Annotated in this window: 17 protein-coding genes; 10 read left to right on the top strand and 7 right to left on the bottom strand. The window is 63.0% G+C overall.

From position 1 onward, the window contains the following. The first annotated feature begins 17 nt into the window (after positions 1-17). The 6 genes from S4A8_RS09400 to S4A8_RS09375 all read left to right on the top strand — a co-directional run bounded on the left by S4A8_RS09400 (position 18) and on the right by S4A8_RS09375 (position 4468). Positions 18-602 carry a YqaA family protein gene (locus tag S4A8_RS09400; protein WP_353219935.1) on the top strand — a complete coding sequence of 195 codons (585 nt, stop codon included), beginning with the start codon at positions 18-20 and terminating at the stop codon, positions 600-602. A gap of 151 nt (positions 603-753) precedes the next feature. Further along, positions 754-1353, top strand: coding sequence for a LemA family protein (locus tag S4A8_RS09395; RefSeq protein ID WP_502950728.1), 600 nt, complete (start codon positions 754-756; stop codon positions 1351-1353). Beyond that, positions 1353-2126 carry a TPM domain-containing protein gene (locus tag S4A8_RS09390; protein WP_353219934.1) on the top strand — a complete coding sequence of 258 codons (774 nt, stop codon included), beginning with the start codon at positions 1353-1355 and terminating at the stop codon, positions 2124-2126. The genes S4A8_RS09395 and S4A8_RS09390 overlap by 1 nt, the downstream gene beginning before the upstream one ends. A 9-nt stretch (positions 2127-2135) precedes the next feature. Then, the gene (locus S4A8_RS09385; protein ID WP_353219933.1) at positions 2136-2753 is read left to right on the top strand and encodes a TPM domain-containing protein; all 618 of its coding nucleotides are present in this window, start codon (positions 2136-2138) and stop codon (positions 2751-2753) included. Between the two features lie 81 nt (positions 2754-2834). Continuing rightward, on the top strand, positions 2835-3329 hold the full coding sequence (purE, locus tag S4A8_RS09380; protein WP_353219932.1) for a 5-(carboxyamino)imidazole ribonucleotide mutase: 495 nt from the start codon (positions 2835-2837) through the stop codon (positions 3327-3329). After that, on the top strand, positions 3326-4468 hold the full coding sequence (locus tag S4A8_RS09375) for a 5-(carboxyamino)imidazole ribonucleotide synthase (RefSeq protein WP_353219931.1): 1143 nt from the start codon (positions 3326-3328) through the stop codon (positions 4466-4468). Before purE ends, S4A8_RS09375 begins: the two co-directional genes overlap by 4 nt. 107 nt (positions 4469-4575) lie before the next feature. Here S4A8_RS09375 and S4A8_RS09370 read toward each other — a convergent pair whose 3' ends face one another. The 4 genes from S4A8_RS09370 to S4A8_RS09355 form a co-directional block, all read right to left on the bottom strand. After that, positions 4576-7491: a parallel beta-helix domain-containing protein gene (locus S4A8_RS09370; protein WP_353219930.1), complete on the bottom strand. Its 2916-nt coding sequence runs from the start codon at positions 7489-7491 to the stop codon at positions 4576-4578. Positions 7492-7641: 150 nt separating this feature from the next. Continuing rightward, positions 7642-8595 carry a helix-turn-helix transcriptional regulator gene (locus S4A8_RS09365; RefSeq protein WP_353219929.1) on the bottom strand — a complete coding sequence of 318 codons (954 nt, stop codon included), beginning with the start codon at positions 8593-8595 and terminating at the stop codon, positions 7642-7644. A 311-nt stretch (positions 8596-8906) separates the two neighbouring features. Further along, a complete protein-coding gene (locus tag S4A8_RS09360) occupies positions 8907-9764 on the bottom strand; it encodes an N-acetylmuramoyl-L-alanine amidase (protein WP_353219928.1) in 858 nt (285 codons plus the stop codon). After that, positions 9761-10168 carry an acyl-CoA thioesterase gene (locus tag S4A8_RS09355; RefSeq protein ID WP_353180066.1) on the bottom strand — a complete coding sequence of 136 codons (408 nt, stop codon included), beginning with the start codon at positions 10166-10168 and terminating at the stop codon, positions 9761-9763. Before S4A8_RS09355 ends, S4A8_RS09360 begins: the two co-directional genes overlap by 4 nt. Positions 10169-10266: 98 nt before the next feature. Here S4A8_RS09355 and hrpA point away from each other — a divergent pair, with 98 nt between their 5' ends. Next, positions 10267-14187: an ATP-dependent RNA helicase HrpA gene (hrpA, locus tag S4A8_RS09350; RefSeq protein ID WP_353219927.1), complete on the top strand. Its 3921-nt coding sequence runs from the start codon at positions 10267-10269 to the stop codon at positions 14185-14187. A gap of 28 nt (positions 14188-14215) precedes the next feature. Here the strand turns inward: hrpA and S4A8_RS09345 are convergent, their stop codons facing one another. Next, a complete protein-coding gene (locus S4A8_RS09345; RefSeq protein ID WP_353219926.1) occupies positions 14216-14761 on the bottom strand; it encodes a YdcF family protein in 546 nt (181 codons plus the stop codon). 148 nt (positions 14762-14909) lie between these two features. On the opposite strand from S4A8_RS09345, the gene S4A8_RS09340 reads away from it, so the two are divergent. Next, on the top strand, positions 14910-15416 hold the full coding sequence (locus tag S4A8_RS09340; protein WP_353178440.1) for an invasion associated locus B family protein: 507 nt from the start codon (positions 14910-14912) through the stop codon (positions 15414-15416). A 46-nt stretch (positions 15417-15462) separates the two neighbouring features. Beyond that, positions 15463-16065: an ATP-binding protein gene (locus S4A8_RS09335; RefSeq protein WP_353219925.1), complete on the top strand. Its 603-nt coding sequence runs from the start codon at positions 15463-15465 to the stop codon at positions 16063-16065. 10 nt (positions 16066-16075) lie between these two features. On the opposite strand, the gene S4A8_RS09330 is transcribed toward S4A8_RS09335, so the two are convergent. After that, positions 16076-16666, bottom strand: coding sequence for an acyl carrier protein phosphodiesterase (locus tag S4A8_RS09330; RefSeq protein WP_353219924.1), 591 nt, complete (start codon positions 16664-16666; stop codon positions 16076-16078). Positions 16667-16804: 138 nt separating this feature from the next. Between S4A8_RS09330 and S4A8_RS09325 the strand changes: the two genes are divergently transcribed. Continuing rightward, complete coding sequence (locus S4A8_RS09325) at positions 16805-17935, top strand: aminotransferase class V-fold PLP-dependent enzyme (protein ID WP_353219923.1); 1131 nt, start codon at positions 16805-16807, stop codon at positions 17933-17935. A 58-nt stretch (positions 17936-17993) separates the two neighbouring features. On the opposite strand, the gene S4A8_RS09320 is transcribed toward S4A8_RS09325, so the two are convergent. Further along, complete coding sequence (locus tag S4A8_RS09320; RefSeq protein WP_353178434.1) at positions 17994-18620, bottom strand: carbonic anhydrase; 627 nt, start codon at positions 18618-18620, stop codon at positions 17994-17996. Between the last annotated feature and the right edge of the window lie 333 nt (positions 18621-18953).

The following is an 18953-nucleotide window of genomic DNA, read 5'->3' as shown; positions in this document are numbered from 1 at the left end:
ACACGGCTTGCGTGGACATGAACCGGGCCTCGGCCTGGACCCAACGGCTGCTGGATTCACCCTATGGGCTGGTCTGGCTCGGGCTGCTGTCCGCGGCCGAAACCACGGTCCTGCCGATTCCGATCGAACTGATCATGGTGCCGTATATGCTCGCCCGTCCGCGGCGGCTATGGTGGATCGCCGCGGTGACGCTGGGCGGTTGTATTGCAGGTTCGCTGATCGGTTATGCCGTAGGCTTTTTCCTGTTCGATACGATCGGCCAGACGGTGCTTGGCTGGCTCGACGCCGAGCAGGCCTATGCCAGTTTCGAGCAGAGCTTTTCCAACAACGGTTTTCTGGCCATTCTCACCATCGGCGTCACCCCGGTGCCGTTTCAGGTCGCCTTGCTGGCTGCCGGTATTGCCGGATATTCGTTGCCGTTGTTCGTCGTCGCGGTAGGGCTGGCGCGCGGCCTGCGTTATTTCGGCCTGGCCGTGCTGGTCTGGTGGTTGGGCGAGCGCGCACTGCGGCTATGGCGGCGCCATGCGCTGGCAACCGGCATGTTCGCGTTTGTCGTGATTGCCGCGATTTTCCTTGCCATGCGGTGGCTGGGCGGTCGATAGCGCCTGCATGGCGCGCTAGCTCGTGCGCAATCAGATGGCCCGCCAGCTTTATGACCGGCAGGTCATCGTGTCGTACGCCCGCGGTTTGTCGTACAGTGCGTTTTTTAGCTGTACTGCGTTCACGGAGTTCGTATTCATGCTGGCCCTGCCCATGATTTCCTACAAGCGTTTGCCCGGTGTCTTGCTGCTCATCGTGCTGCTGGCATCGTTGACCGGCTGTGGCATCAACAACATTCCGACCTACGACGAACAGGTCAAGGCGGCCTGGGCACAGGTAGAAAACCAGTATCAGCGGCGTGCCGATCTGGTGCCGAATCTGGTCGAAACGGTGAAAGGGTTCGCCCGCCAGGAGCGCGAAACGTTGACGGCCGTCACCGAGGCCAGGGCGAAGGCGACCTCGATCCAGGTCGACGAGGATATTCTCAACAATCCGCAGAAGCTCGAACAGTTCCAACAGGCCCAGGGCGAACTCAGCAGTGCGTTGAGCCGGCTGATGGCCGTTTCCGAACGCTATCCCGATCTGAAATCCAACCAGAACTTCCTGGCCCTGCAATCGCAGCTGGAAGGCACGGAAAACCGGATTGCCGTGGCGCGGCGTGATTTCATTCAGGCAGTACAGCGCTACAACACCGAATTGCGGACCTTCCCGGGCCGTATCTGGCATTCGCTGTTGTATAGCGACATGCAGCCGCATGCCAACTTCGAGGCCACGGCCGAAAACGCAGACCAGGCGCCCCAGGTCCAGTTCTGATGCGCACCGTGCTGGTCGAGCCGCGCCGTGCGTTATTGCTGGCTGTCGTGCTCTGGTTATGGGCGAGCCTGGCCTGGGCCGCGCCGTCGTTTCCCGAGTTGACCGGGCGGGTCGTCGATAACGCGGACATGATCGACGCGGGCGACCAGCAACAACTCACCGACATGCTCGCTGCCCACGAACAGGCCACCGGCGAACAGCTGGTGGTGGTGACGCTGCCGGATCTCGGCGGCGAGACCATCGACGACTACGGTTACCAGCTCGGTCGGCACTGGGGCATTGGTCAGGCGGGTGAGGATAACGGCGCGCTGCTGCTTGTCGCCAAGGCCGAGCGCCGGATTCGTATTGATGTCGGTTACGGCCTCGAAGGCCGACTCACTGACGCGCAGTCGTCGGTGATCATCAACAACATCATCACCCCGGCCTTTAAACAGGGGAATTTCAGCCAGGGCATCGTCGCCGGTGCCCAGGGCATCATCCGCGTGCTGGGCGGCGACCCGTTTGCCGAGCCCGAGCAGCGTTCGCGCAGCGAACAGGGGCGTCCGTCGTTGCTACGCAGCCTTGGGTTTTTCGTGTTGCTGGTGGTCATCATCGTGCTGTTCGGCAGTGGCGGCGGTGGTGGGCGCGGTGGTCGTCGCCGACGCGGCGGCCTGGGCGTGCCGATTCTCATGGGCGGCGGCTTTGGGGGTGGCAGCAGCGGCGGTTTCGGCGGTGGTGGATTTTCCGGCGGGGGCGGCAGCTTCGGTGGCGGCGGCGCCTCGGGCGGCTGGTAAGGGATTGTCATGACGTTGCTCAATGATCAAGAACGCAATCAGGTCGCCGAGGCCATCACGGCGGTCGAACGCAATACCGATGCCGAACTCGTGACCGTGCTCGCCGAGCGCGCCGACGACTACGCCTATATCCCGTTGCTGTGGGCCGGATTGCTGGCGCTGATTCTGCCGGGCGCACTGTTGTTCTTTACTGTGGCGATCGATGCCAGCCTTTTGCTATTGCTGCAATGGGGTGTATTCGTGGTGCTGGCGCTGCTGTTTCGTCTTCCCGGGGTGACGACGCGCCTGATTCCGCGCCATATCCGCCATTGGCGGGCAGCCAATCTGGCCCGGCGCCAGTTCCTGGAGCAGAATCTGCACCACACCGACGATGCCACGGGCATGCTCATTTTCGTATCCGAAGCCGAGCGTTATGTGGAAATCATCGTCGATCGCGGCATCTCGGCGCATGTGCCGGACGAGCAATGGCAGGCCATTGTCGAGGCTTTTACCGCGCGTGTTCGTATCGGCGAAACGCTGACCGGTTTCACCGAGTGCATTGCCGCCTGCGGCGAAAAACTGGCGCTGGCCGTGCCCGCCACGCACGAGCGCAACGAGTTGCCCAATCATCTGATCGTGCTCGAATGACGTCCGACGCATTCATGCGAGCCGTTGTCGGACTTAGTTGGTAGACTAGAGCGCTTTTCTGCGACTCGGGCAGGGGGCGACATGACGAACGACAAGCCGTGCGTCGGCGTGATCATGGGCAGTACGTCGGATTGGGAGACCATGAAGGCGGCCCATGCGGTACTCGACGACTTCGGCGTAGCCCATGAATGCAAGGTGGTTTCGGCGCATCGTACGCCGGACGTGATGCGCGACTATGCGCATTCGGCCGAACAGCGCGGGCTGGAAATCATCATCGCTGGTGCGGGCGGTGCTGCCCATCTGCCGGGCATGGTCGCCGCCCAGACGCTGTTGCCCGTACTCGGCGTGCCGGTGAAAAGCCGCGCGCTCAACGGCCTGGATTCGTTGCTTTCGATCGTGCAGATGCCCGGCGGCGTGCCCACCGCGACCTTTGCCATCGGCACATCAGGCGCGCGCAACGCCGGCCTGTTCGCAGTGGCGATGCTGGCCAATACGCGGCCCGAATTGCGTACCGCGCTCGCAGAATTTCGCCAGCAACAGGCCGACAAGGTCGCAAACGACGAGCTGCCCCTATGAGCCGACCGATTCTTCCCGGTGCCACGGTGGGTGTTCTGGGCAGTGGTCAGCTCGGGCGCATGTTCGCGCTGGCCGCGCGCCGTATGGGCTATCGCGTGCATACCTTTTCGCCCGGTGACGATACGCCCATGGGCCAGGTGGCCGATCGGGAAGCGGTTGGCGACTATGCCGATCTCGACGCCGTGGCCGAGTTCGCCAGCCGGGTCGATGTCGTGACCTTCGAGTTCGAGAACGTGCCGTTCGAGGCGGCGCGGACGGCCAGCGAACATGTGCCGGTGCGCCCGCGCGGCGAAGTGCTGCATACCGCCCAGCATCGCCAGCGCGAGAAGGATTTTCTCCATGGCGCGGGCTTTCCAACCGCACCGTTCGAGCATGTGCCCGATCGCGCCACGCTCGACGCTGCCCTCGAACGTCTGGGTACGCCGGCCGTGCTCAAGACCGCCGGCTTTGGCTACGACGGCAAGGGCCAGGCCGTGATTCATGCGCCGGAACAGGCCGAAGAGGCCTGGCAGAGTATCGGCGCGGGTGAGGCGGTGCTGGAAGGCTTCGTCGAGTTCGAGCGCGAGATCTCGGTGGTCGCCGCACGGGGTTGCGACGGCGAATTCGCCCATTACGGGGTGACCGAAAATCGCCATCGCGATCATATTCTCGATGTCTCGATTCCGGATCCGGATATCGATCCGAAGATTACGGCCAACGCGGTCGAGATTGCCCGTGGCGTGCTCGAAGCCCTCGATGTGGTGGGCGTGCTCTGTGTGGAGTTTTTCCTGACCCACGACGGCGAGCTGGTGGTCAACGAACTGGCGCCCAGGCCGCATAACTCCGGCCATTTCAGCTTCGATGCCTGTGTGACCAGTCAGTTCGAACAGCAGCTGCGTGCCGTGTGTGCACTGCCGCTGGGCGATACGCGCCGCCTGCGCCCCTCGGCAATGGTCAACCTGCTGGGCGATCTGTGGGAGAATGGCATGCCGGACTGGCGTGCCGCGCTGGCCGATCCGTCGCTCAAGCTGCATCTCTATGGCAAGGCCGACGCCCGGCCCGGCCGCAAGATGGGCCATATGACGGCCTTTGGCGATGACGGCGAGGATGCCGCGCGCCGGGTGATCGCGGCGCGCGAGGCGCTTACTCGCCGGCCATAGCCCCCGCCAAGCTTAACGAGCAGCTTGAATCGCCAGCCGGGAGATTACCCGGCTGGCTTTTACGCGGCCGTTGATGCCGTGGTGTGGTGGCGTCGAGCTCGGGCCTGCTATCGCATCGCGGTCGGACTATTCACGGCGGTCGCGCAGCTGCCGTCCTCGTAATCGCTGTCGACCACGTTTTCGATCCATTCGTCGAGTAGTTCGAGCGCTTCTTCGTGGACAACGCTGCGTGCGATCGGCGGCATCCGGGCTTCGACATCGTTCGATCCGACCCTGAACGGCATGATCGACTCATCCGTGCTGCCCGGCTGGATATCGTGCGGGCGCCCGTCCGAGCCCGCGCCGGCGGCCGTCGGCGTCTTGCAGATGCCGTAGGACGAATTTACCGGCCGGAAGTAGTCGAGATACAGACCCGTATTCGAGGCCGCGCCGCCTTCGTTATGGCAGTGGGCACAGTTGACCTCGAGATAGCCGCGAATGCGTTGCTCGATATCGGCATCGGAATTGGCCGTTTCACCGCCGTCGCCGGGCACATTGAAGTAGGGAATACGCTCGATCTGGGTCGCGATCATCGTATTCACATCCACGCCCAGATCGGACGGCGCACCGGTGAGCAGATTGTGGTCCACCCAGTAGGCGATCTGGTTGACGTTGCCGGCTCCCTCGTAGGCATAAGGCTTGTTGAGGTTGCGGGGTTTCGGCCCGATCGGTGCGGCGCCGGCGTCGTTATAGGTGTTGGCGTGGCAGGTCACGCACTGGGACGCATTGGGAATACGATAGCTGTCGGTACTGCCCTGAAGCAGCTCGCCGCTGTGCGCGTCGTTGTAGTTCCAGGACACCGCGGCCGTGCCGCCGCCCTTGGAAAGCCGGGCGATGCGCTTGCCGCTGCCATCGGTTTCCCAGATATAGGGCAGGCCGACCCAGGCAACGCCCTTGTCGTCCTCGCGCTTGATCAGCAGCCGGGTTTCGACGTGACGGGTATTGCCGCCGTCGATGAAGGAAAACGTTTTGGAAATGACCGTGCCGACCGGGAAGTCGTAGGTGGCGTTCACGTCTTCGCTGCCGTTGTGATAGACCGCGGCCGTGCCCTCGGGCATGAACACGAACCGGTATTTGACCGCGTAATCCGAAAACAGGCGTGTATTCAAATCATAGGGCGTGCCGCCGTTACTGTCGGTGCTCGGATCCTGGGGATCGTTGAACAGGTGGTAGCTGGCCAGATCCGGGCAATCGACTTCGGCCAGGGCCTGCCAGTTAATGGCGCCATCGGTTTCACGCCCGCATAGCGCGGCGATCTGTTCCTCGCTCGGCCGGCCGCTGCCACCCTCGGGCAACGTATAGGTAGCCAGTTGCACGGCCGGCATGCCGGGCAGGGTTTCGCCGAATTCACTCTGGCACTGATGCGGTGTGGCATCGTTATCGGCCAGAAAGTCGGGAATACCGGCGATGACGCCGGGCAGATAATTCGGATCGCCGAGTTGCTCCGGGTCGAGCACGGCATTGAGCGCCTCCAGCCCGGCCAAACCGTGGATATTGGCGAATTCCGGCGCGAGGGGACTGCCGGTATAGCTATTGTTTTCGATACAGATCCACATCGACGGCTTTTTACGCGCATCGCTGTCGTCGAATTTGTAGGCGTTGTAACGGTCGGCGATGCCGTTTTCGTCCGCGTCGCCGCAGTTGGCCGGTTTCACGTCGGTACCCTCGAACTGCGGTTTGCCGCGGTCGTTGGTGGGCACGTCAGGCTTTGGGCATTCGTTGGGTCCGTCGTAGACGCCGTCCCAGATGATGTCCGCGCCCTGGCCGCCGTTCTTCAGGGCAATGATGGTCGGCAGCGCACTGGAGAGATCGCCCTCGGCCAGGGCCGCCAGATCCGGCGGCGGCATGGCATAGCCCGAATTGTCGAAGCTATTGTCGTGGATCGATAGCGCTTCGGTATAGATATCCTGGCGCAGGTCGCCGTCGTCGCCGATCAGTTCGTAGCTGGTAATAAGGATGGCGCCGGTCTGGTGATCGGAGAATTCGTTGTGGTCGACTTCGACCTGATCGTAGGCCAGCGTGATCAGGCCGCTGCCCTTGGGCACCTGCGACACGATCCCGCCGGCGGCGAAGTTCTCGAAATTGTTGTTGCGCGCCACGTTGTGATGCATGCGCGCCTGATAGCCGTATTGGGTGAGATACGGCAGGTCGTAGATGATATAGCCGACCGTGTTGCACTCGGCGATATTGTCGAACATCTCGGCGCGCTGGGTGTTTTCGAATTCGTAACCGGCGACGTTGTACAGCGCGCGGCTGTTCTTGATGATCACATCGTCGCTCTGGCCGACATAAATGCCGGCATCCGAGGCGCCGAGCGACTCCACGTTGTCGAGCAGTACGTTGCTGGCCTGTACCGGATAGATGCCATAGCGGCCATTGCCCGAGTCCGGCTGATAGGGCGCGGGGTTGGCCACACCGATCGGCTCGGCCGGGCATTCGTAATGGATCGCACTCTGATAATTGTCGGCGCCCACCGGCGTATCGGCGCTCGACCACATGGTACGTACATTGCGATAGGTCACGATATCGGAGCTTTTGATCTTGATACCGTCGCCCGGCGTGTCAGTTACGGTGAGATCGGATACCACCACACCCCGTACGTTGCTGATCAGAAAGCCCTCGGCGGTATCGCTGTTTTCAAACGACAGCACGGTCTCGTCCATGCCTGCGCCCTTGACCGTTACGCCTTCGGTGTTCTGCATCACCAGGCCGGTATTGAATTCGAAAAAGCCGGGCTCGAATTCGATGGTGTCGCCAGGGGCCGCCTCGAAGAAGGCCGCCACGGCATCGGCGGTGGCGTTATCGCCCGGGGCGATGCTGAACAGTCTCGGCGGCGCGGTTTGTCCGCCATTACCCGTATCGGGCGTGTTGCCCGTGGGCGTGAACGAGACGTTCTCGTCATCGTCGTTGCACGCACTCAGTAGCGCGCTCGCGACCAGTAGCAAGGTCGCGATCCGGCAAAGACGGGCTCGAGTGTTCATCATCGCGGTTCCCCCAAGAACGGCTGCCGCGGCACAAACGCCGCCGCTGTATACATTGATAGCCGAGCATGGCTGGCAGGTACAGCCGAAGGGGCAGGTAAATTTATACCGGCTGGCCGCCAGCGATGCCGAAGGGCCGTGCGCGTGTGCGCGTCAGTAGCGCGACGAACGATGGATCAGGCGAACCAGTGAGCTGCGACTGGTGACCCCGAGTTTTCGGTACACGCGATACAGGCGATTGGACACGGTCGAAGGCGCCAGATGCAGCTCCCGGCCGATATCCTTGAAGGTCATGCCGCGGCAGATGGCCGCCACGATCTCGCGGTCACGGCTTTGCAGGGCGTCGAGCGGGTTCGCGCGACGGACGACGATACAGAACAGATCGCCCAGCGGTTCGTTTTCGATATGCAGATCGTTACATAGGCAGGATTCGCCGGGCGGCGGCAGCGCGAATGGCAAATGGGGCTGCTGCCAGGGGCCGAATGCTTCTTCCACCAGATCGATAAAGCCCGGTTGGGCCTGGTATAGCAGGCCGTGATCGTCGCATACGGCGGCCTGGACCCGGGTATGGGGCAGACGATCGCGCAGTGCGACATGAAAGAAGAACGCGTGGCTTTCTGCTGCGATCAGATGATAGGCGATACGCTCGAATATCTGACGTTCGTCTTCGCTGAACGCGCGCTCGGCATCGAAGCGATACAGGCTCAGCAATGTATAGACATGGCTGCGCGCGTCGTAGGCGATGTAACTGAGAATGCGCTCGACCCCGTAACCCGAGAAGCACTCGCGATAGATACGGCTGTCGCGAAACGCGGCGTCGTCGATGACCGAGCGCATATCGACGGCATGGCCGACGTTGTTCATCAGCGCCGGCAGGATCGGATTAATGCCCTGGGTCTGTTCCAGCGCGCGTGGGTAGTCTGGCTCGAGGCCGATGGTCACCACGCTATGAAATACGCTCGATGTGTAGTTGCCGGAACCCCATAGTGCGGCATCGAAATCGAGCACATTCGCCAGCAGCTGAAGTGCGGTTTCGCGAAAGCTGTCAGTGCGACAGTGTTCGATCGATTGGTAGAGGTTGGCGATGAAAACGTCGACTCGATCCATTCGTGCCCCTTCGTTGGCGACGCAGATGCGTCAACTCGGGTTTTTGTTCTTGATCGATGGAGCGAGTATTAGCGGCTCGAACGCAGCCTGTAAAATCGTGATGCGATACGGAATACGACACATCTGCGTAGAAAACCGAAATTTTCGCAATCTGTCAGCGGCTTAGCTGACAAGCGCTGCTGCGGGCGAGTGATACGAAACGCCTGACTCGGCTTGCAGCCAACCGCTGACTGCGCAGGGTGCGCGATGTGCCTTACCGCGTTGCCAAACCGACCAGCCGCCGTTGGCCAGCAACGCCGGGCGCCAGGCGCCTAGCGATATTTGTCGTTGAGCGCCCAGAGCCGCGCCACCGTTTCCAGATCCGGGATGCCATCGTAGCGCTGCGGGCGAAAATGCATCTGAAACGATACGATCACCGCGTGGGTCGGCTGGTCGAGCACGCCGGTCACGTCGAGTTCGTAGCCATAGCGTGACAAGGCCGATTGAATCGCCGCGATACCGGGCATGTCGTAGCGAAAGCGATCACGATAGGCGTTCACCGTGGCGGCATCCGGCCAGGCGCCGATACCCTGACGATAGAGTTGCTCCCAGGGAAAAGCCGGGCCCGGATCGATCTTGCGCCCGGGCGAAACATCGGCGTGGCCGAGCACGTTTTCCGGCGCGATGTCGTAGCGGGCGATGATATCGCGGGCCAGCGCGATGACCGCCGCAAGCTGTTCGCCCGAAAAACCGCGCCAGACCTTGCCGCTGGGCGTGTCGACCGGACCGGGATTGACGATTTCGATACCGGTCGAACTGTCGTTGAGATGCCGGCGCCCGGCCCAGGCGCTTCTGCCGGCATGCCAGGCGCGCGCGTTTTCGTCGACGAGTTGATAGACCACGGGCGCGCCGCCACGGCGAGGCGGCGCATCGGACACCACGTAATGCGAACTCACGTTGGGTCCGGTCAGTACCTGGATCGCCCGGGCCTCATTGCCGCCGGTATAGTGCAGCACGAGAAAGCGCACACGATGATTGTAGGCCTGTGCCTGCTGGGCCTGATCGGCCCAGTAGCCGTTGCGTTGCTTGAGCGTGGCCGGGGTGCAGCCGGCAATCGCGACCACGAGGGCGAGCAACAGCACAAGGCGCGGGCCGCGGACACCGCGCAGCGTGAAGATGGGCCCTGTCATTCGTTGTCTTCTTCGCCCTCGGCGAAACGATCCTTGATATAGGTCACCTCGGTCTTGCCATGCGGTTTCGGGCGCCCGTCATCGCCCATGCTCACGAACACGATTTCGTCGATGCGCAGGATGCTGCGCCGCGTGATCTTGTTGCGTACCTCGCAACGCATGGTCAGCGAGGTGGTGCCAAAACGCGTGGCCGCGATGCCCAGTTCGATGATGTCGCCCTGGCGCGCACTGGACACGAAATTGATTTCGGACATGTACTTGGTGACGATATGGTGATGATCGAGTTGAATGATCGCGTAGATCGCGGCTTCTTCATCGATCCAGCGCAGCAGGCTGCCGCCGAACAGGGTGCCGTTGGGGTTGAGGTCTTCGGGCTTGATCCACTTGCGCGTATGGAAATTCATGTCTTGCCGGCCAGTGCGTTGATACGCGCAGGCTAACCGATGCATCAGTGCGCGGCTATCCATGGTTCGCGTCATGACCGTCGCTTCGAGGAACAACATTGACCGCAAACGCTTACACCGACGCCGTGCTGGCCGACGTGCAAACACGCGATCGCCATCGGCTCACCCGGGGCTGGCGGCAGGCGCGCGACGCCGAGGCCAAGGCGCGTATGGCCGAGCGGATCGAAACGAGCGCAGCCGTGACGCACACGCGGGCCCAGGAGCGCGGCGAGGTGGCGTTGGTCGAGGGGCTGCCAGTGACCGCCCGCGCCGACGAGATCCGCGCCGCGCTCGAACGCCACCAGGTGGTGGTGGTCTGCGGTGAAACCGGCTCCGGCAAGACCACCCAGCTGCCCAAGATCCTCATGCAGGCCGGTTTCGGCGCGCGCGGGCTGATCGGCCATACCCAGCCCCGGCGTCTTGCTGCACGCAGCGTGGGCCAGCGGATTGCCGAAGAGCTGACGACGCCGTTCGGCGAGCTGGTGGGCTTTCAGACGCGCTTCGAGAAGAAGCTCTCGGAATCGACCCAGATCAAGCTGATGACCGACGGCATCCTGTTGGCCGAAACCGCACGCGATCGCTTTCTCAATGCCTATGAAGCCATCGTCATCGACGAGGCCCACGAGCGCACCCTCAACGTCGATTTTCTGCTCGGCTATCTCAAACAGCTGCTGCCCAAACGTCCCGATCTGAAGGTGGTGGTCACCTCGGCCACGATCGACCCGGACCGTTTCGCCCGGTTTTTCGACGACGCGCCGGTCATTAACGTGGAAGGGCGTGGCTACCCGGTGACGGTGCGTTATCGCCCGCCCGAGGAAAACGACGACGATCTGCCACAGGCGGTGGAGGCCGGCATACGCGAGCTCTGGCGGCCGGGCGAGGGCACAGGGGCGGGCGATATTCTGGTGTTTCTACCCGGCGAGCGCGATATCCGCGACTGCGAGCGTCATCTGTCCAAAGCGCTGGCGGGTGACAAGTTCAGCGCCGAAATCGTGCCGTTGTATGCGCGGCTCACGCGCAGTGCGCAGAACCGAATCTTTTCGGCCAGCAACGGCCGCCGCGTGGTGTTGTCGACCAACGTGGCTGAAACCTCGCTGACGGTGCCCGGTATTCGTTACGTGATCGACAGCGGGCTGGCCCGTATCAGCCGTTATTCCACCTCGGCCAAGGTCCAACGCCTGCCTATCGAGCCGGTCTCCCAGGCCAGCTGCAACCAGCGCGCGGGGCGTTGTGGTCGTGTCGCGCCGGGTATCTGTATCCGCCTTTTCGACGAAGACGACTACGAAAACCGGCCAGCCTTCACCGACCCGGAAATCCGGCGTACCAATCTGGCCAGCGTGCTGCTGACCATGGCCGATCTCAAGCTCGGCGAGATCGAGAACTTTCCTTTCATCGATCCGCCCGAGCGACGCTACATCAACGATGGCCGCAACCTGCTCACCCAGCTGCAGGCCATGGACAACAAGCGCATCACCGCCCTCGGGCGCCAGCTTGCGCGCCTGCCGCTGGACCCGCGTATCGGGCGCATGCTCATCGCCGGCCAGGCCATGGGCGTGGCCACCGCCATGCGCGTGCTCGCTGCCGGGCTGACCATTCAGGACCCGCGCGAACGCCCGCCGGCCATGCGCGAGGCCGCCGATCAGGCCCAGCGCGAGTTCGCCGACGTACGCTCGGATTTCGTCAGTCTGTTGAAGCTCTGGGACGCGTTTGCCCAGGCGCGGCGCGAACACAGCGGCAATCAGCTGCGCAAATGGTGTCGCGAGCGTTTCATCAACTTCATGCGCATGCGCGAATGGGAGGATCTGGCCCGCCAGCTGCGGCGTATCGGCGCGGATCTGGGCATCAGCAACGATCCCGCTCAGGGGCGCCTAGCCGAGGTGGATTTCGTCGGGCTGCACCAGGCGCTGTTGCCGGGGCTGCTCGACCATGTCGGCCAGCTCGAAGAGAAGGGCGAATACCAGGGCACCCGCGGGCGCAAGTTCCGCATATTTCCCGGCTCCGGGCTGGCCAAGAAGAACCCCAAATGGATGGTCGCCGGCGAGCTGATCGAAACCAGTCGTTTGTTCGCGCATACCGTGGCGGGCGTCGATCCGAAATGGATCGAAAAAGCCGCCGACCATCTGGTGACGCGGGAACACTACGAGCCGCACTGGGAAAAACGCCGTGGCCAGGTGGCCGCCCGCGAGCGGGTGAAGCTGTTCGGACTCACGCTGGCGGACGGGCGCAAGGTCGATTTCGGCCGCATGGACCCGGTGGTGGCCCGCGAGATTTTCATCCGCGATGGCCTGGTGGCGTTCGCGGTGACCGATTCGCGCGGGCGTATGCCCGAATTTCTGCAGTACAACCAGCTGATTGTCGACGATATCGCCGCCCAGGAAGCGCGTTTTCGCCGGCGCGATCTGCTCGTGGACGAAACCACCCAGGAACGCTTCTATGACGAACGCCTGCCGGCGGACGTTCGTGATCGCAAGAGCCTGCAGAAATGGCTCAAACAGAACGACGACAGCGTCCTGCGCTTCGACGAAGACCAGCTGCTACGCCATGCCGGGGTGGACCTGCCCGCCGATGCCTACCCGCAAAGCATGCGCCTGGGCGATCTGCCGGTTGCCCTCGACTATGCCTTCGAACCGGGCACGGACAAGGACGGCGTGACCGCGCGCGTGCCGCTGGCCGCGCTCAAGCAGATGCCGCCCGAGCGGGCAGAATGGCTGGTGCCGGGCCTGCTGGAAGAAAAATATCGCGAATATCTCAAGGCCTTGCCCAAACGCCTGCGTCGTGCGGTCGTGCCGGTGCCGGATTTCGCCCGTGCTGCCGCCGAGCGTGCCGAATTTGGCAAGGGCGACCCGCTGGATGCGCTGCGTGAGGCCATTCATGCCATGACCGGGCTGCAGATACCCGCCGATGCCTGGGACGACTTCACCCCGAGTCCGCACCTCAAGCTGCGCTTCGAAGTCGTCGACGACGACGGCGAGGTCGTGGCCACCGGCCGGGATCTGGAAAAACTCAGCCGTGATCTGGGCGACCGGGCCCGCGCTGCGGTGGCCCAGGCCAGCGACGACGCGCTGCGCGAAACCGGCCTTACCGCGTGGCCGGAACAGGATCTGGCCGATAGCGTCGAGCTCAAGCATGCCGGCGTGCGTGTTCAGGCCACGCCCACGCTGGTCGATCGTGGCGATTCGGTGGACCTCGAATTGCTCGACGACCCGCAGGCGGCGGGCGTTGCGCATCGTTACGGTGTGATTCGACTCGCCCGGCTGGCCACGGCCAAACAAGGTCGGCTGATCAAACGGGATCTGGATCAGTTCAAGCGTTTCGCGGTCATGGATCTGCCCGCAGCGCCGGTCACCGCGCTCGCCGATCGCGAACGCCAGCGCGTGATCGAACAGGATAACGAACCGGCCTTGCTCGCCGATCTGCTGACTGCGCTCATCGAGGCGCATATCGACACGCCGGTGCGCGACGCGGCTGGCTTCGACGCACTCGTATCCACACTGCGCGGCCAGTTGATGGCGGATGCGGTCGCGCTCTGGAACGATCTGAAACCCGCGCTAACGCGGCTGGGTCACGTCAATAAGCGGCTCTCCAAGAATATCGGTCTCGACTGGATGGCAGCGATCGAGGATATCCGCGATCAGCTGGCGCATCTGGTCTATGCCGGGTTTGTCGGCGAGCATGCCTATTCGCCCACGCTGGCACGCAATCTGGACCGTTACCTGACGGCCATTGAACAACGCCTGGACAAGCTGGCCCGCGACGGCGCGGCGGCCGATAAACAGCGCATGCGTGAAATCTTGCCGTACTGGCAGGCTTACAAGCAGCGCGCCGAGCGTGCGGTGAATAAAGCGCAGCGCCCGGACGGCCTGCACGAACTACGCTGGATGGTCGAAGAATATCGGGTGCAGGTTTATGCCCAGCCGCTGGGCACGGCCATGAAAGTTTCGGCCAAGCGCCTCGATGCCGTGCTTGCCGAGCTGCGCTAGGCCCGCCTAACGCGGTCGTCGCTGGCTGTCACCACCAGGCGGCGCGGCCGAGCAGCTGATAGGCGAACAGTTTCATCGCTTCGCTGCGCCGGCGTTGCGCAGTCAGCGGCACGGGTGCGGCGGCCGAGCAGATCTCGGGCTGGGCGCATTGGGCGCGGGCGGTCAGATAGGCGCGATAACTATGGTGCTGGTCGGTCACGATCGCCAGCCGCCGGGCATCGCGCACAGCCGCCAGGGCACAGCTGTTGGCCAGGTTTTCATAGGTCGAACGCGCCGCGCGCTCCACGAGGATGCGGTTTTGCGGCACGCCAAGTCGCGCCGCTTCGCGGGCCAGACGGACCGCCGAATCACCCCCGTGCCCAGCGCCCGAGAACACGATGCGATCCACCTGTCCGGCCTTGAACAGGCCCACCGCGCGGCGAGTGCGGCGATAGTCCGGCCCGCCGCTAAGCACAATCGCCGTGGTCGCGGGCGTTTTCACGCGCTCGCAGGGCGCCGGCACGCTGCCGATCCAGACATAGTCCAGTGTCGCGCGGGTAAGCAGCACGATAACGAGCGCCAGCGCGAGTGCCATGCCCAGGTGTCGAGGTCGCAGAATGCCGATTGCTCTGTCTCTTTAGCCAGCTAAATGAAAGCGCTTGTGCCACCGAATCACGGTGGCATGTCACGGTCGCTGTATTGTCTAGTAAAGTACCGATAAATACATGCCCCGGGGCCTATCTATGTCGTCACGTTTGCTTATGCCCATGCGCGCCGTTGTGTTGGCGCTCGTGCTGTCGTTCATCGCCACCGCGGCTTTCGCCCAGGATTCGGGCAAGGTGGAGACCTTCCAGGATTGGGAAGTGCGCTGTCCGGAGCAGGGCGACGGGGCCTGTGAAATGACCCAGCTGGTGAACAGCCCGGACAATGGCAAACCGATTCTGCGGGTCGTGATGGGCTATCCGCCGGAAGTCGATACGGCGGCGATGGTGTTCATTCTGCCGCTGGGTACGCGTCTGGCGCCCGGCGTACAGTTCCAGGTCGATGGCGATCAGCCCCGGCGTTTTCCGTTCCAGATCTGTCTGGAGCAGGGCTGCCGGGCCGACTTTCCTGTAGACGACGCGCTACGCAACAAACTGCGTAGCGGCAGCAAGGCCACCGTGAGCCTGATCGGCCCGCGCGGCGACCGGATCGATCTGAAGGTGTCACTACAGGGCTTTACCAACGCGGACAACCGTATTCGCAAGTAGTCTGACCCGTTTCGCGCCTAACCAAAAACAACAAGAAGGTCTCGATATGGCGGAGCATTCGAATTCCAGCGCGCAAACACGCGAGGACTATTCCTACGAAGCCTTCGGGCGAGACTTCTTTGAACATGCGGTCACGGTCGAACGCGTCGAACAGGCGTTGTCGAATCTGACCGGCAACGCCGTGGATTTCGGCCCGCGCAGCGTGGGCCCGGGCGGGCTGGCGCGTATCCAGGCTGAGGGGAATATCGGCGAACCGTCGGTGATGCGACGCGAGGGCGAACTCATCGAGTTCACCTTGATGATTCCGATCGATCTCGATCTGACGGTACGCCTGGCCGGCCACGATCACCGCTTCGAAACCGAGCTGCGCGCGCATCTCAAGCTTACGGCCCGTGCCCAGGCGCCGCTGCATATCTTCATCGATATCCCCGCGCCCGGCGAGAAGGATATCGATGTCGAACTCAACGCCCGTGGCCTGCGGGCATCCGTGCTGGATGTGGTGGCCGACGTCGAAGGTGAGCTCAAGCGTTATGTGGCGCGCTATGTGGCCAAGCAGATCGACAAACCCGAAATCCGGCGTATGCGCGAGATCGACGTACGTCGGCGCCTGGAAAAGAACGCGCCGGAAAAACAGATCGAAGACGTTTAAGCGGCGCCTGTTACGCGTCGGCCCGCGGCGTGCGGTCGATACAGCTGATCACATCGTAAAGATCGCGCATGATTAGCGCGATTTCCTGGTCAAAGGCTGCCTTCTGAGCTTCTAATGCCGGCAGTGCCGCAGCCACGGGATTGTCACGACGCAGCCGGTGGGCGACCGAGTCGAGCGCGCGTTGAATGCCCTGCGGTGCGCGATAGCCCACCAGGATCGTCTCCAGGCCCTGGAGACGAGTCGCCGCGAATGGCGCCTGGCTCGGCCATTCATCGATCACGCGGCGCTGCGCATAGCGGGCGAATGCCTCGAGGGGACGGTCGTGGAATTGCGGCCAGGCACGGGCGAGTGCGTGATCGAGGCCGATATCCACCAGAATACCGGCATAGCGGCGCAGGGGCGCATCGAAGCGATTGCGTAGCCGTCGATGCGCGCTGTGCGCATCGCTGTGGCCGTCGATCGCGCGATGCAGCCGAATGCCATGGCGGATGGTCGGGGCAAAGCGATCGTCCAGTCGGCCCTTGATCTCGTCGCCGAGAATCTGGCCGGCAAAAGAGGTATCCGTATGTTCGGCGATCAGCAGATGAGCCAGCAGGTTCACAAAGATATCCAGCGCGCATGCCGCAGCACATGCGTTCGGCAAATGAGTGTGCCTAGAATACCCTTCGATCGGCCGGTTTTTGCGCTTCGTTTTATGCGACAGTAGCGGCCACAAGGCAGTAAAAACAGGATATTCGCCATGACGCAGGCGCGCTCAACCGTCGACCCCGATGGCTTGCTGGAATATTCGGTCGTGTATACCGATCGTGCCCTCAATCATATGTCGGCGCGCTTCAAGCAGGTGCTCACCGGCGTGTCCGGGGTGCTCAAGCAGGTGTACAACGCCCATTCGGCGGTGATCGTGCCTGGCAGCGGTACTTTCGGTATGGAGGCCGTTGCACGCCAGTTCGCCCAGGGCGCGCACTGTCTGGTCATCCGCAACGGCTGGTTCAGCTATCGCTGGAGCCAGATCCTGGATATGGGCGCGATTCCCGAATCCACGACCGTGCTCACCGCGGTACGGGAATACGACGCGCCGCAGGCGCCGTTTGCCCCCGCGGCGATCGCCGACGTGGTGGCGACCATCGAGGCCGAGCGTCCGGCCGTGGTCTTCGCGCCCCATGTCGAAACCTCGGCGGGCATGCTGTTGCCCGACGATTATCTGCAGGCCGTAGCCGAGGCCGTGCATGCCTACGGCGGGCTGTTCGTGCTCGATTGTATTGCCTCGGGTACGCACTGGGTCGATATGCAGGCCTGCGGCATCGATATTCTCATCAGCGCACCGCAAAAAGGCTGGAGCGCCTCGCCATGCTGCGCCATGGTCATGCTCAGTGAACATGCCCGCGAACGGATCGAAAACACGACCAGCAGCAGCTATGCCTGCGATTTGCGCAAGTGGCTGCAGATCATGGAAACCTACGAGGGCGGCGGTCATGCTTATCATGCAACCATGCCAACGGACGGTCTCACGCGTTTGTTAGCGATGATGGAAGAAACGCGGGCGCTGGGTTTCGAAACCGCGCGCGAGCGCCAGTTCGCGCTCGGCCGTGGCATACGCGATGCCTTGCAGACACATGGCTTCGACAGCGTCGCCGCGCCGGGTTTTCAGGCCTCCGGCGTCGTGGTGAGCTATACCCGCGATGCCCGGATCCAGTCCGGGGCGCGCTTCGCCGAAGCGGGCGTACAGATCGCGGCTGGGGTGCCGTTGATGTGCGGCGAGGGCGAGGATTTCCAGTCGTTTCGGATCGGCCTGTTCGGCCTCGACAAGCTCTACGACGTCGATGCCTGTGTTTCGCGCTTCGTAGCCGCGCTGGAAACGTTGAACGACTGATCGCTTGAGTGGCCCGCTCGTGGTCAGGCGCATCGCCGGCGCGGCGCCGTATGCCGCGCTAGGGCGACTCGACATCCTCCAGGAATCGAACTTCGCCGGTTTCGACGGCATATTCGGCGCCGACGATTTCCAGGCGCCTGTCCGCAATGAGTTGTTCGAGAATGTCCGAGCCATGCGACAGACGCTTAACCGAGCGCGCGACATTGGCCCGCACAGCCGCATGAATGAGCGCATGTCGGTCCTCGGCGAGCTCGCTGTCGAGCAGTTTTGCCACCGATGGCCGCACGCGATCGACGATCGAACGCAGGTTGCGCGACTGGTTTTCGGTGGGCCGCTGCAGTTCGTCGAGCGTGGCGGTGATCGCGCCGCACTGGGTGTGGCCGAGCACCACCACGAGCGGCGTGCCGAACTTTCCGGCCGCGAATTCGATACTGCCGATCTGTGAGGGCGCCACGATATTGCCGGCCACGCGAATCACGAACAGATCGCCCAGGCCCTGGTTGAACACGATCTCGGCCGGCACACGCGCATCCGAACAGCCGAGCACGATCGCAAACGGGCTTTGCCTGAGCACGAGTTCGGCCGGCCGGGCGTGTCGGCTCAAGGTGTCCGAATTCTGGATGTTGTCGACGAATTGCCGGTTACCCAGTTTCAGTCGTTCACGGGCTTCGGCGGCGCTAATCATTAAGAGGACGAGGTCGTGCCTGGGCCGCTCACTGTACACCGTGCGGCGGGCGCCGGTGCCGCTACGCGCGCCTGGGCCGTGTCGATACCGTCGTTGGGCGGCCCGCCATCGGTGAGCGCGTATTCGGTCTTGGGGCCCGGGCATGGCGAATATGACGCGCTATGCGTGTTCGGGATTGGCACTAGGCGATTGCAGATATATTTGCGTGCGCCGATAGCCACCCCGAAAGGCCGTTCGAGACTTGCGCCGGGTCATCGACACGCGCCGGTTTTCAATTTATAACGAGAGCGGGCGGTTGATACGAAACGCGCACGATCGCGAAAGATCAAACAC

The sequence above is a fragment of the Salinisphaera sp. S4-8 genome, assembly GCF_040361235.1.
Taxonomy (GTDB): Bacteria; Pseudomonadota; Gammaproteobacteria; order Nevskiales; family Salinisphaeraceae; genus Salinisphaera.
This window is presented reverse-complemented; position numbering and strand designations above follow the sequence as displayed.

Bases quoted from the DNA above. Each gene is read 5' to 3' on its own strand.
- S4A8_RS09400 (WP_353219935.1), top strand. From the start codon at position 18: ATGAACCGGGCCTCGGCCTGGACCCAACGGCTGCTGGATTCACCCTAT.
- S4A8_RS09395 (WP_502950728.1), top strand. From the start codon at position 754: ATGATTTCCTACAAGCGTTTGCCCGGTGTCTTGCTGCTCATCGTGCTG.
- S4A8_RS09390 (WP_353219934.1), top strand. From the start codon at position 1,353: ATGCGCACCGTGCTGGTCGAGCCGCGCCGTGCGTTATTGCTGGCTGTC.
- S4A8_RS09385 (WP_353219933.1), top strand. From the start codon at position 2,136: ATGACGTTGCTCAATGATCAAGAACGCAATCAGGTCGCCGAGGCCATC.
- purE (WP_353219932.1), top strand. From the start codon at position 2,835: ATGACGAACGACAAGCCGTGCGTCGGCGTGATCATGGGCAGTACGTCG.
- S4A8_RS09375 (WP_353219931.1), top strand. From the start codon at position 3,326: ATGAGCCGACCGATTCTTCCCGGTGCCACGGTGGGTGTTCTGGGCAGT.
- S4A8_RS09370 (WP_353219930.1), bottom strand. From the start codon at position 7,491: ATGATGAACACTCGAGCCCGTCTTTGCCGGATCGCGACCTTGCTACTG.
- S4A8_RS09365 (WP_353219929.1), bottom strand. From the start codon at position 8,595: ATGGATCGAGTCGACGTTTTCATCGCCAACCTCTACCAATCGATCGAA.
- S4A8_RS09360 (WP_353219928.1), bottom strand. From the start codon at position 9,764: ATGACAGGGCCCATCTTCACGCTGCGCGGTGTCCGCGGCCCGCGCCTT.
- S4A8_RS09355 (WP_353180066.1), bottom strand. From the start codon at position 10,168: ATGAATTTCCATACGCGCAAGTGGATCAAGCCCGAAGACCTCAACCCC.
- S4A8_RS09345 (WP_353219926.1), bottom strand. From the start codon at position 14,761: ATGGCACTCGCGCTGGCGCTCGTTATCGTGCTGCTTACCCGCGCGACA.
- S4A8_RS09340 (WP_353178440.1), top strand. From the start codon at position 14,910: ATGTCGTCACGTTTGCTTATGCCCATGCGCGCCGTTGTGTTGGCGCTC.
- S4A8_RS09335 (WP_353219925.1), top strand. From the start codon at position 15,463: ATGGCGGAGCATTCGAATTCCAGCGCGCAAACACGCGAGGACTATTCC.
- S4A8_RS09325 (WP_353219923.1), top strand. From the start codon at position 16,805: ATGACGCAGGCGCGCTCAACCGTCGACCCCGATGGCTTGCTGGAATAT.
- S4A8_RS09320 (WP_353178434.1), bottom strand. From the start codon at position 18,620: ATGATTAGCGCCGCCGAAGCCCGTGAACGACTGAAACTGGGTAACCGG.